The 11,761-nt window shown below is 46.1% G+C and carries 11 protein-coding genes, 2 tRNA genes and 1 pseudogene; 5 read left to right on the plus strand and 9 right to left on the minus strand.

The window, feature by feature from the left end; translation table 11 throughout:
* The first annotated feature begins 31 nt into the window (after positions 1 to 31).
* Positions 32 to 719, plus strand: a pseudogene (aqpZ, locus tag FTU67_RS05545) (aquaporin Z).
* 107 nt (positions 720 to 826) lie between these two features.
* Here aqpZ and FTU67_RS05550 read toward each other — a convergent pair.
* Positions 827 to 1,072, minus strand: a complete 246-nt coding sequence (locus tag FTU67_RS05550; RefSeq protein WP_005180612.1) for a hypothetical protein — start codon at positions 1,070 to 1,072, stop codon at positions 827 to 829.
* 70 nt (positions 1,073 to 1,142) lie between these two features.
* Positions 1,143 to 2,225 (minus strand): DNA/RNA non-specific endonuclease, encoded by a 1,083-nt coding sequence (locus FTU67_RS05555; RefSeq protein WP_180061512.1) that lies wholly within the window; start codon positions 2,223 to 2,225, stop codon positions 1,143 to 1,145.
* A 264-nt stretch (positions 2,226 to 2,489) separates the two neighbouring features.
* On the opposite strand from FTU67_RS05555, the gene FTU67_RS05560 reads away from it, so the two are divergent.
* Positions 2,490 to 3,137: a hypothetical protein gene (locus FTU67_RS05560; RefSeq protein WP_180061513.1), complete on the plus strand. Its 648-nt coding sequence runs from the start codon at positions 2,490 to 2,492 to the stop codon at positions 3,135 to 3,137.
* A gap of 88 nt (positions 3,138 to 3,225) precedes the next feature.
* On the opposite strand, the gene FTU67_RS05565 is transcribed toward FTU67_RS05560, so the two are convergent.
* Positions 3,226 to 5,106, minus strand: coding sequence for a potassium transporter Kup (locus FTU67_RS05565; protein WP_168417079.1), 1,881 nt, complete (start codon positions 5,104 to 5,106; stop codon positions 3,226 to 3,228).
* Between the two features lie 121 nt (positions 5,107 to 5,227).
* Between FTU67_RS05565 and FTU67_RS05570 the strand changes: the two genes are divergently transcribed.
* The 3 genes from FTU67_RS05570 to FTU67_RS05580 all read left to right on the plus strand — a co-directional run bounded on the left by FTU67_RS05570 (position 5,228) and on the right by FTU67_RS05580 (position 6,616).
* Positions 5,228 to 5,317: transfer RNA gene (locus FTU67_RS05570), tRNA-Ser, on the plus strand.
* Positions 5,318 to 6,088: 771 nt separating this feature from the next.
* Positions 6,089 to 6,316 (plus strand): hypothetical protein, encoded by a 228-nt coding sequence (locus tag FTU67_RS05575; protein ID WP_005180651.1) that lies wholly within the window; start codon positions 6,089 to 6,091, stop codon positions 6,314 to 6,316.
* Positions 6,317 to 6,540: 224 nt separating this feature from the next.
* Positions 6,541 to 6,616 (plus strand) — tRNA-Thr (locus FTU67_RS05580).
* 61 nt (positions 6,617 to 6,677) lie between these two features.
* Here FTU67_RS05580 and FTU67_RS05585 read toward each other — a convergent pair.
* The 6 genes from FTU67_RS05585 to FTU67_RS05605 form a co-directional block, all read right to left on the minus strand.
* The gene (locus tag FTU67_RS05585) at positions 6,678 to 7,502 is read right to left on the minus strand and encodes a cyclopropane-fatty-acyl-phospholipid synthase family protein (RefSeq protein WP_160232261.1); all 825 of its coding nucleotides are present in this window, start codon (positions 7,500 to 7,502) and stop codon (positions 6,678 to 6,680) included.
* A 3-nt stretch (positions 7,503 to 7,505) separates the two neighbouring features.
* Positions 7,506 to 8,804 carry an FAD-dependent oxidoreductase gene (locus FTU67_RS05590; protein ID WP_180061514.1) on the minus strand — a complete coding sequence of 433 codons (1,299 nt, stop codon included), beginning with the start codon at positions 8,802 to 8,804 and terminating at the stop codon, positions 7,506 to 7,508.
* Between the two features lie 433 nt (positions 8,805 to 9,237).
* The gene (locus tag FTU67_RS05595; protein ID WP_180061515.1) at positions 9,238 to 10,113 is read right to left on the minus strand and encodes a pirin family protein; all 876 of its coding nucleotides are present in this window, start codon (positions 10,111 to 10,113) and stop codon (positions 9,238 to 9,240) included.
* Positions 10,114 to 10,314: 201 nt separating this feature from the next.
* Positions 10,315 to 10,878: an alkyl hydroperoxide reductase subunit C gene (ahpC, locus tag FTU67_RS05600; RefSeq protein WP_016658414.1), complete on the minus strand. Its 564-nt coding sequence runs from the start codon at positions 10,876 to 10,878 to the stop codon at positions 10,315 to 10,317.
* 408 nt (positions 10,879 to 11,286) lie between these two features.
* Entirely contained in the window at positions 11,287 to 11,421 is a 135-nt protein-coding gene (locus FTU67_RS14190; RefSeq protein WP_257221849.1) for a hypothetical protein, read from the minus strand.
* Positions 11,422 to 11,594: 173 nt separating this feature from the next.
* The coding region (locus FTU67_RS05605; RefSeq protein WP_180047395.1) for an integrase core domain-containing protein at positions 11,595 to 11,761 on the minus strand (167 nt) is incomplete at its 5' end.

Genomic DNA, 11,761 nt, shown 5'->3' on the forward strand with positions numbered 1-11,761 from the left:
ATCACATAAATAAAATTCTGGAGACATGAAAATGAATAAATATTGTGCAGAATTTCTGGGGACCTTCTGGCTGGTATTCGGCGGCTGTGGTAGTGCCGTGCTGGCTGCAGCCTTCCCCTGAACTGGGCATTGGCTTTGTTGGCGTATCGATTGCCTTTGGTTTAACCGTTTTAACCGCGGCCTATGCCCTGGGGCATATTTCAGGCGGTCACTTTAACCCGGCGGTGAGTCTGGGCTTATGGGCCGGCGGCCGTTTTGAAGCCAAAGAACTGCTCCCGTATATCGTTGCCCAGGTATTGGGTGCTGTCGTCGCGGCCTGGATTTTATACCTGATTGTCCAGGGTCAGGCCGGTTTTAGCGACACCGGTGGTTTTGCCAGCAATGGTTTTGGTGAATTATCCCCGGGGCAATATTCACTCGTTTCAGCACTGATCATTGAAATTGTCTTAACCGCCTTTTTCCTGATTATTATTTTAGGCGCTACCGATCAGCGTGCGCCGGCCGGTTTTGCGCCAATTGCAATTGGTCTGGCCTTAACCCTGATTCACTTAATCAGTATTCCGGTCACCAACACCCCAGTCAACCCGGCCCGTAGTACCGGTGTAGCGTTCTTTGCAGAAACTGCAGCCTTAAGCCAGCTCTGGTTATTCTGGGTTGCACCAATGATTGGTGCGGTAATTGGCGCGGTGATTTATAAAGTGGTTGGCAAGAAGGACTAATCTTGCTGCACGTCCTACAAGCTCACTTCGGTGGGCTTTTTTATATTTTAAATGAACAGTTTATTAGTTAGAGCGTAAAAACCCTGTCCTCTAAGACAGGAAGAATGTCAAAGAAAAGGATTTTCGATTTCCCGTACTTCGGTACGCTGGACTTTTTCAGGCAGATTTGGCTCTTTTTCCAGAGCCGCAACCACCTCATTCAGCAGTGCCTGCAAGGCTTTAGCCGCAGCCAGACCCGCCTGGTCCTTGGTGAGCTGTAAATTGCCATAGACATTCACGCAGTCCAGATCATTCTCGACAGTCAGATCATGAATGGCATGAGATTCTGTCCCATGTTGAAACGGTTTAAACATACCCACCTCGGCCGTAATGCTGGTTGTTGTGGCAGGATCAATTGCTCATCCTGCCGTTTATATGTGCTGATCAGCTTTTATTCATTAACTGTAAGATATAGTGCAACAAGGCCTCAATCAACTGCTTAATGATGGCATCCTGGGTTTCGGCATCCAAGGTTGTACCACTGGCAGTGGCCGTGCTACCTCCCGATTTAAACTGACGCTGTAAGGCCTGTAGCTGCTCCGGAGCAACATCTTCAGCACACTGGCTTTCTGCATCCCAATGCGAATATTCCAGTGGTTTATTGGCTTTTACCGCGTTGGCAGTCAGCGGCAATTTATAGGTATTGCGTTTTTGCTCTTCGGTCAGCTGCGGAAACAGGTTAATGCCCAACTGTTCTTCTAAATAACAGACGCTGACCACTTTGACCTGCAGGGAATTGTCATTCGGTGCATAGTAGGCGCCAATTGCGCCGGTTTTAGGTAAGTAAATGGCTTTATACACCGAGGTTGGAACAATCACCCCATTACCAATCGCTTTCAGTTTTTTGCCACTAAAAGTCGGCCCGGTAATGACATACACATCCTGTTTATGCTTGCTCACCAGCGCACGGGTGGCTTCTTCCAGTTCACGCCAGACCTGCTGATTATTCTTCGGCGCTTGCGGCACCATATTGGCCAGCGAGAAACTGTCGTATTGCGCCGCTTTATTGGACATATCCGCATTTGGGGCCATATGTCCGCGGTCATAACCTGAACCACGATAATCCGCCAAGGTCGCGCGGTGCTGCTCTTTCACCCGCTCTTCTTCATGGAAACTGTCTTCACGGGGAATTTTCTGGCTTAAACGCGCCGGGGTCAGACTTTCAACCACCCACAGCGGGGTTTTGGACACGCCGGAATACATCACATTAAAACCATTAAAGCACAGCGGATAACTGTCTTTGCGCAGGCTGTCTTTAATTAAATACGGCGGCACATCACGGTAAAATTGTTCCAGACAGGCACTATTCGAAGTGCTTGGTGTCAAGGACATCCACTGGCTGATTTTTTCCTGTCCAAAGGCAATCGCGAAACTGCCAGCGGCCACCACACCTAAAACAACTTTTAAACTTCCTTGATGAAAAAAGGGAAAGAGAGGCGGATTTGTACTGCGCTTTTTTCTGGCCATTACACTGCTAAAAACTATAAGAATCACATATTGGCCGAGCTTAACAAGGGGTCTGCAGCTTGTATATGTTCTGGCTGTTGTTCGCTTAACAATTAGACAATAAACCGCTGTACAGGCGGTGACTGTGTAACAGTCTGTCAGAGTTTTAACACAGTTTATGATAAGTCTGGATGGCTTTCAGTGTGCTGCGTTGCGTCAGGCCAGTGTTATATGCCAAGGTAGTTCACGAAAAAATCGTGTGATAAAAATTTGATGGAGGAATCTATGTATTCCAAATTACTGGGTGCCGGCCTGATTACCGGTTTAATGAGTGCAACTGCCTTTGCCGAACCTCCCATTCAACCGGGTGATACCCTGGAAAGCTTATCGAAAGCCAAAGTGGTGACCACGGTTAATGGTCAGCCGGGTTCATTGCAGGATATCGTGGCCAGCGGTCAGGTGCGCATTGTCTCTGAAGCCAATCCGCAAGTGGTTCAGCCGATGCCGACCAATCCGCAGCTGGATGTGATTCCGGCAGATGCACCCGCCCAGGTACCAGGCCATGATGCTCCGGTACAAGCGGTTGCACCCGATGCATCAGCGCTGACCTCACAACCGGTATCGGCTGGCCAGTCAACTGATCCGTTGGCCCAGGGCGCACAGCCTATTACTGAACCACCCGTAGCAGAGTTGACTGCACCTGCAGCGGAAGCCGCCCAGAATGCAGCGCCCATGATGGACTCCTCAGCTGAAGCGCCGGTGAATGGTATAGAAGCCGAAACCGATGTTACCCAGGAAGCCTTAGCCGCTGCACCAGAAGCAGCACCAATGGCAGACCCTGCTATTCAGGCCGCACCTGAAGCTGGCGCCGAGCAAATGCAAGCGCCTGTTCAAGCCTTACCTGAAGCCCCAAGCCTGAATGAAGCCAATTAAAGACCTGTTTTAGGCTTTTATCCTCCCAAAAAACCAGAGCTATGCTCTGGTTTTTTTATTGCAGTTGCGTTGAGACCACGCCGTTGCATCAGATCTGGATTTGACTGCCCAGCTCCACAACCCGGTTGGTCGGAATCTGGTAGAAGTCACTGACCGGACTGGTATTGCGCTGCATCGAAATAAACAGCTTTTCCCGCCACGGTGCCATGCCTTCGCCGACTGTGCTGATAATGCGTTCACGTGAAATAAAGAAGCTCATTTGCATCATGTCGAATTCAAAGCCCAATTCATCATAGGCCTGCTTTAACGCGCGCGGAATATTCGGCTGATCTTTAAAACCGTAATAGATAAAAATCCGGTAAAAACGTTCATCTAGCCGTTCAATCTGCACCCGCTCTTCTTGCGGCACATACGGAATATCGCGCGTCACCACCGTCACCATAATATTGCGCTCATGCAACACCTTATTGTGCTTGATGTTATGCAGCATCGCATGTGGCACGATATTCGGCGTACCAGTCAAGAATACCGCTTCGCCCGGCACAAATTTGGTGTCATTGCCCATGCTGATACTTTTAATAAACAGCTCAATCGGCAAGGCATCTTTTTCCAGATGATGAATCAGCAAGGCACGGCCATCTTTCCAGGTCATCAGGAGGATAAATACAATGGCACCAATTAAAATTGGTACCCAGCCACCGGCGACAATTTTCAGTGAGGTTGAACCGACAAAAATCAGATCCAGAATTAAAAAAGGCAGTGCAAACAGCAGCACTTTCCACACCGGCCAGCGCCAGAAACCATAGGCCAGAATGGAAATTAAAATGGTGCCGCAGAGCATGGTCATGGTCACCGCTACGCCATAGGCACTGGCCAGATTGGCACTGTTTTCAAACAGCAGAATCAGAATCACCACCGATACAAACAGTACCCAGTTAATGAACGGCAGATAAATCTGGCCCTGTTCCACTTCTGAGGTATGTTTGACCGATAAACGCGGCAAATAACGCAGCTGAATAGCCTGATTGACCATCGAAAATACGCCAGTAATCACCGCCTGTGAGGCAATCACCGCCGCAGCCGTGGCCAGCGCAATCATCGGATACAGACCCCAGTCCGGCACCAGCAGATAGAAAGGATTGGTAATCGCGTCCGGATCACGCAGCAACAAGGCGCCCTGTCCGGCGTAATTCAATAACAGACATGGCAGCACAATCACAAACCAGGCCATCCGGATCGGCAAGCGGCCAAAATGCCCCATATCGGCATAAATCGCTTCACCACCGGTCATGGTCAAAATGACTGCGCCCATGGTTAAAAAGGCCACATAAGGCTGTTCCAGCACAAAGTTAATGGCCCAGTGCGGGCTGATCATCGCCAGCACATACGGAGTCTGGATAATACTCCACAGCCCCACCCCGCCAATCGACAGGAACCAGAGCAGGGTCAACGGCCCAAAGAAGGTGCCCATGATGCCAGTGCCATGACGCTGTACCAGAAACAGTCCAGCCAGAATCCCGATAGATAAGGGAATCAGCCACTGGTTAAACATCGGGGTGGCAATACTCAGCCCCTCAATCGCCGACAGCACCGAAATGGCCGGGGTAATAATCCCATCACCAAAAAACAGCGATGCACCAATAAAGCCCAGTGCAATCAGGTAGATTTTCTTCTGTTCGGAAATACGGGTGGTACGCAGGTTTAAGGCCAGCAGCGACATAATCCCGCCTTCGCCGTTGTTGTCTGCGCGCATGATGATGGTGACGTATTTAAAGCTGATGGTCAGCATCATGCACCAGAAGATCAGCGATAAAATCCCCAGAACACTGCCTTCAGAAATGGCCAGATGTGCGGTCAGGAAACATTGACGCAAGGCATAGAGTGGACTCGTTCCAATGTCACCAAAAACTACGCCCAGTGCCGCGAGGGTAATCACAGGCAGGGCGGCTTTTTTTGCAGTACTTTGCATAGAATGTCTTCATGGATAGACCGTATTTTTGCGCATAATAGCACCAGCCCAAAAGTTTTTCCGCAAATCAATTGTTTCAGCTTGGCAGAGTGACTTTTTTTGGGTATTATCCACGGCCTATGGTGAGGTGTCCGAGTGGCTGAAGGAGCACGCCTGGAAAGTGTGTATACGTTGACGCGTATCGAGGGTTCGAATCCCTCTCTCACCGCCAGAATGTTTAAAAAGACTCAAATTGTAAAATTTAGGTCTTTTTTTATGCTTCGACTTTTCTGCTTTTTCAAAATTATTCAGTTCCAGACAGTGAAATTATCTGATTGTTTCTGGATTAGATTTTAAAATAACAACAGTACTTTTATTTTTTTGAATTTAAAAACTTGAGCCTGAATACATCCGCTAAGTTTTAAATTCATCAGCTTTTGAATTTAAATTTATAGTTGAAAAAGCAGAGCATCTATCGCATCTGCTTCCCTAAAATTTAAATGGATGGTCAAGTTTTTAACACAGATAAAATAGGAAACCTGAGATAGACTTTTTCTATCAAATTCAAAACTATATTGATAAATTCATTGACTTGAAGCGCTTATTTTTCCAGCACCATCTCAGGCTTTGCTGAAAATAGCATCAATTTTTCTGACTCCCCGTTCATCTCTTGGGTTGTTAAGCATGATCTTCGGGTTATGCCATCCTGCCGCATATATGTGAAAGTTACAGCCTGCCACAGTTCCAACCTGTTTTTAAACCACAGATGTCAACAAAAAGTCATCATCTCATGCTACAACAATAAAAAGTGGCATAGAATTCGCAAGCTTTACAGCAGCAAGCATTGTGCTATGTTAAACACAGACCTAAACAGAACAAGGAGAACAATAGGCAAAATAAACAACTGTTTAAAACTATTAACTTAAAAAATATTCTTCATTTAATCGTGCCAAAAAAGATGTTTAAAGCCAATCAGTCAAAAAACTGCTATTCGGGAGCGAGCATGAATAACAGCGCAAATTATGTCAAACAAATTAAAAATGCCAAACGTGGTGGTTATACCCCCACCATCGCCAAAGACCTCAATCGACATAAAATTCAAAAAGCCCTTAAACTTATTGAGCAGTGGAGATCTCTCGCCAACGAACTCAAACCACAAATGCAACTCGATATGGCTTTTACCCTTGAAGAATGTGCACAAGATTTAGACCGTATTTTAAGGAGCAAGTAGCACGCCTCTGCGGCACTTAACCCCCCCCTTTATTTTAAATTCAAAACAATAGCTCGCCTGAACGTGAGCTATTGTTGTCTTGAGCAGAAACTTGCCTCTTCCACGATGTTTAAGCGCGAAAACAAGAGCTGGATAAAAATAAAACAGCGCCTGTCGCCTACTTTTAATTGCTTATTTTTTCGCTTGCGCCCGAATTAAAAATCTGTAAAATGCAACTCCACAATGCCGGCATAGCTCAGTTGGTAGAGCAACTGACTTGTAATCAGTAGGTCCACAGTTCGAATCCGTGTGCCGGCACCATTTTCTTAGGCTCGCTATTTTAGTGGGCCTTTGTTGTTTTTATGACGCTATTTTTTCTGCTTTATTGCGTGTGTGCGGTCACTTGCACATATCTCACCCAGCCATCTTTATATAAACGTCGGCACAGCTTTGCGGTCATGGCAATCTTGATCCGGTCCAGACCTGGACTGTGCTGCGGCCAGTGCAGCTGCTGGATATATTCGGCAAATCTGTTTAACACTGGTGCAGATAAATCTTCAATCTGAATCTGGGTAAAACCGCGTTCCTGCAAACACTGCTCCAGTTGTACTGCGGTTTTCAGTTCCGGCAACGACACATCCGCCGCCTTTAATAAAGCGCGATAAGAATGCTGTTGTAATGTATTTGATTTTAAAAACTGCGGTGACAATATCAGGGTGTGAAAACCCAGACGGCCTTTTGAATTTAAAACCGGTTGCACGGCATCCAGAAATGAATTCAAAGCATGATGATAGGCCGCATCAATACACAGCACCACATCAAATGGCGCCAGAGGTATGAGATTTTTTAAATTTAAAAAAGACTGCGCATAGATGGGCAGCTCTGGCCAGCGCGCTTGAATCTGCTCGACACAGGTCGTTTGCAGTTCAACGGCGGTAATATTTGAGAGTTGATAATGCTGTTGCCAGTGCAACAGGCTGGCGCCCTGTCCACAGCCTAAATCGAGCAGCCGATCTGTGGATTGCAACTGAACGGCTTCGGCCAAATGATCGGCCAGCTGCTGGCACGCCGCCGGATAGTCCTGTGCAGATGAGTGCCAATAGCCCAGATTGCTCCAGGGCAACTCGGCAGGATCTCCCAAAAGCGCTGCATTGATTGCATATTTATGGGAAGGAGCCTGTCGAAAAATTGCCTGAAGCCAGCGCATAAATTAGTAGCCGAGTTGGGGAGCAACCTCTACTTTAGGTTTTAAGCCCACAAACGGCAACGGTGCACCAAAAATTTCTGCAATATGCATGGCCGAAGTCACGGCTGATTCTAAAATTGGCAAGCCGTCACATGACCATGAACCACAGAAGAACACCTTGCGATCAGCGACTTTATGACGCTGTTGCAATTCTTTGTTCAGTGCCACAGTTTTTGAATCCACCACCGCACGGGTCAGGGTGACAGAAGAAATGACTTTCTTCGGATCAATAGGCGTGACCGGACGCCAGGTCTGGAACACCGGCGTTTTACCGACCAGCGATGGCTCAATCGAGTTTAGCCAGACAGTAAATTGCTGACGGGTAAACTTGCGGTCCATCATATAGCTCAGTACCGACCAGTCTTTGCGTTTTGGCGGCATCACTGTGCTATCGGTATGAATCACCAGTTCGCCCTGTTCAAACTTGAACTGCTTTAACAAGGCAATATCTTCGGCAAACTGTTCACGATCGAGGAAGTTCTCGATATTGGTGGTTGGGGTGGCCACCACCACACGGTCAAATACCGCAGTTTCGCCTTCGGCATTTTTGACATAGACCTGATCATCTTGCTGGCTAATATGGGTGATGGGTGAACCACTCTTGATATGAATACCTTCAATCAGCTTATTCACCAGCGCCGGAGTGCCACCCTGAATACGCAACAGCGCATCACCATCGGTCAATTGACGCAAGAAGGTCAACAGCGGCTTCGCTGGCCATTCGCCAATGGTTTTCGGGTTACAGGTACAGATGGTGTACAACACCGGCATTACCGCGCCATGCCAGAACACTTCTTCAATTTCATTCTGGTTGATGAACTCAGCCAGGGTAATGTCCTGATTCTTCGACCGGAAGAATTTGGCAATTGCCGTTTTTAACTGCAACATGCCTTTAACCAGACGCCAGCCGTATTGCTGCAAGCCTTTACGGTTATTGATAATCGGGAAATTCCCGATACGCGTACGCGAGGTGGTTAACCAGGTTTCGGTCCGGTCTTCAAATAACCAGCTACAGGCCATATAGGTCCGTACCGGGAAGGTCGGAATACCCAGATAGGTGGCTAAACTGAGTGTGTTTTTCCACAAATGCGGATTCATGACCCGCAGCGGTGCGTCAATTAAACCGCCTTCAAACTCAGTACTGTGGCTGTCCATTCCACGTCCAGACAGAGCTTCAAAAATTGTAATGTTATGCCCTGCATCTTTAAGAATTCTTGCGGTAGCTAGCCCAGCCATGCCACTACCGATGACTGCAATATCCAAAACGTCTTATCCGTTAATGAAAACATTGACCGAAATTATGAACCATGCCTTGCCAAAATGAGCTATTAAAAACTACCAGATTCACCCTTTTTACAAAGTGTAATAAAGTTCTAAAATGCCACTTCTGTTACATTTTTTAACGTATTTTCAAGCCCCGTGTAAATATAAGAAATACCTGAAATTTTATTTATTAATTTTTAAAAATCATTTAAAAACAATAGATATAAATTAACCAGTTTTAGAATAGTTGTTTTACAAAGCGCGTGCTTTCCGCTAGTATACACCCTACACAAGAATGACAACCACATCACATAAAATCATTACAGATAATGATACAAATGAGATAAAACAAGAAACTTAACAGCGCAATAACAAGAAAGCCTCTGATTTTTATCAGAGGCTTTTTTCTTTTCGCAGCAGGATCGCTGAATGCTTAGCTTTGCGGCGGAATTTGGCCAAACTTACCAGAATGAAAGTCATCAAAGGCCTGAATAATTTCCTGTTTGCTGTTCATCACAAAAGGACCATGGCCTTGAATTGGCTCATTTAATGGCTCACCGGTCAGAATTAAAAACTGTGTTTCCTGCTGCGCCTGCAACTGAATGGTCGGCTCGGCATCGCGGGCAAACATCACGATAGAACTGTCCTGCACCTGTTGATTGCCATTCACCAGCAGCTCGCCTTTTAGCACCACCAGCAGGACATTGTGAGTCACCGGGACATGCACAAAGGTTTGTGCATCTTTGTGCAAGCTGCCATCCCAGACATTGACCGGGCTAAAGGTCTGTGCCGGCCCGGTGTGACCTAAATAGTTCCCGGCAATCACCCGGAGGTGCCCGGCGGCATCGTCCAGTTCAATTCGGGGAATATCGGCAGCGGCAATGGCCTGATAACGCGGTGCGGTCATTTTGTCTTTGGCTGGCAAATTGACCCAGAGCTGGACCATTTCAAACAGTCCACCGGCTTCGGCAAAATCGGCAGAATGAAACTCTTCATGCACCACGCCGGCACCGGCTGTCATCCACTGCACATCACCCGTCTGAATGGTGCCCCCGCCACCGGCCGAATCTTGATGGGTGACGGCGCCCTGATAGGCCAGAGTCACGGTTTCAAAGCCACGATGCGGATGTGAACCCACACCACGCTGCGCTGTCGTTGCCTCAAACGGATAAGGCGCAGCATAGTCGAGCATTAAAAACGGGCTGATGGCCTGACCTAAACGGTCATAAGCAAACAGGTTCTGTACCGGAAAACCATCACCGACCCAGTGCATGTTTTTATTTCGATATAAACCAATTATTTTTTTCATACTGTCCTGCGCCTGCAAGGAGAATTGATCGTTTCATGTTAAGCCTTTGCGGTGCGGCCAGCTAGCGCAAATCTGGCATACTGCATTGCAAGAATAGAATCATCCAGGCGCATCCGGATTCTGCTTGGTTTCTGTTTCAACAGACAAAAAAAATCCAGAACCGGAGTTCTGGATTTTCATCAGAAGATAAATGCAACTGGATTAGATTTTACCGACCAGGTCGATTGACGGTGCAAGCGTTGCTTCACCTTCTTTCCATTTTGCCGGGCAAACTTCACCTGGGTGTGCATGGACATATTGCGCTGCTTTGACTTTACGTAGCAGTTCCTGGGCATCACGGCCAATACCGCCAGCGTTAATTTCAACAATCTGGATGGTACCTTCCGGATCAATCACGAAAGTACCACGGTCAGCCAGACCTTCAGCCTCAATTAACACTTCAAAGTTTTTTGCCAGAGTCCAGGTTGGATCGCCAATCAGCGGATACTGGATTTTACCAATCACGTCTGAAGTATCGTGCCAGGCTTTATGGGTGAAGTGGGTATCAGTGGATACGCCATAAATTTCAACGCCCATTTTCTGGAATTCAGCATAATGATCAGCCAGATCGCCTAATTCGGTTGGACAGACAAAGGTAAAGTCTGCAGGATAGAAAAATACCACCGACCATTTACCCATCATGTCCTGCTCAGACACTTCAATGAATTGACCATTCTGGTAAGCAGTAGCGTTAAAGGCTTTCACTTGGGTATTGATTAAACTCATTTTGTATTCCTCAGTGCGTTGTGGGGATTGCTTATCTTGTGAAGCTAGAATACAAAACTGAGGTAAATCGGTAAAACAGTACTTTTTTATAAAAATAATCGGAAATACAGATTTAAATATTCTATCTCCATTGAAGTTTTTATCGTTTTCCTCAATTGATCTATCCTACTTTTCACACAGGCAATAAAAAACCCTTTGCCAAAACAAAGGGTTTTTATTTATTTTCTGCTTTAGATGATGGCCTTAAAACGGATATACATACCAAATTATAATTAATATATATATTTCAAAAACTTAATGAATTATGTATTGTATTTTGTAAAAATTCAATAAAAAATACTTAAAAATTTACACTTTTTATCTCACTGAAATTTAGTGTTAATTCGGAAGCTATGAAAAATAAATATACTAAACTGGAACATAAGCCTGAGCTAAACGCTTTTCTGTAGATGCTTGTGTTGTGTAAAAACGCTCTTGGATGGCATATACAAAATTCTTTAAGGACTCTTCGTCTGTAATCGTGTATTTACCATTTGCATCCATAGGTAAGCCCAAGGTTTGGATATAGCTATGTAAGTTTTTTTTAACTTGAGGGCTATACGCATTGTAAGTATCTAATGCTTTAGCAATATTCTTACGATTTGGAATGCCTACTTTATCTACAGTATATGAGGGGTGGTAATCCTCCCATAAATAACCGAAGTTAAAAGTAGAGGTTAAGCAGCCATTAGAGGTGGCCTTCCTTTGTTTGCTTGGTGTGGTCTTTCATGGTTGTAATGCCACAACCAGTTTGTTGCATAATCTTGTACTTCATCCAAAGTATCAAATAAATGCTTGCTCAGCCAACTATAACGTATGGTCCGATTATAGCGTTCAATATACG

Source organism: Acinetobacter sp. YH12132 (genome assembly GCF_013418645.1).
GTDB classification, from domain to species: Bacteria; Pseudomonadota; Gammaproteobacteria; order Pseudomonadales; family Moraxellaceae; genus Acinetobacter; species Acinetobacter indicus.

Coding starts and splice junctions, on each gene's coding strand:
- FTU67_RS05550 (WP_005180612.1), bottom strand. CDS start 1,072: ATGTTTAAACCGTTTCAACATGGGACAGAATCTCATGCCATTCATGAT.
- FTU67_RS05555 (WP_180061512.1), bottom strand. CDS start 2,225: ATGGCCAGAAAAAAGCGCAGTACAAATCCGCCTCTCTTTCCCTTTTTT.
- FTU67_RS05560 (WP_180061513.1), top strand. CDS start 2,490: ATGTATTCCAAATTACTGGGTGCCGGCCTGATTACCGGTTTAATGAGT.
- FTU67_RS05565 (WP_168417079.1), bottom strand. CDS start 5,106: ATGCAAAGTACTGCAAAAAAAGCCGCCCTGCCTGTGATTACCCTCGCG.
- FTU67_RS05575 (WP_005180651.1), top strand. CDS start 6,089: ATGAATAACAGCGCAAATTATGTCAAACAAATTAAAAATGCCAAACGT.
- FTU67_RS05585 (WP_160232261.1), bottom strand. CDS start 7,502: ATGCGCTGGCTTCAGGCAATTTTTCGACAGGCTCCTTCCCATAAATAT.
- FTU67_RS05595 (WP_180061515.1), bottom strand. CDS start 10,113: ATGAAAAAAATAATTGGTTTATATCGAAATAAAAACATGCACTGGGTC.
- ahpC (WP_016658414.1), bottom strand. CDS start 10,878: ATGAGTTTAATCAATACCCAAGTGAAAGCCTTTAACGCTACTGCTTAC.
- FTU67_RS14190 (WP_257221849.1), bottom strand. CDS start 11,421: ATGGATGCAAATGGTAAATACACGATTACAGACGAAGAGTCCTTAAAG.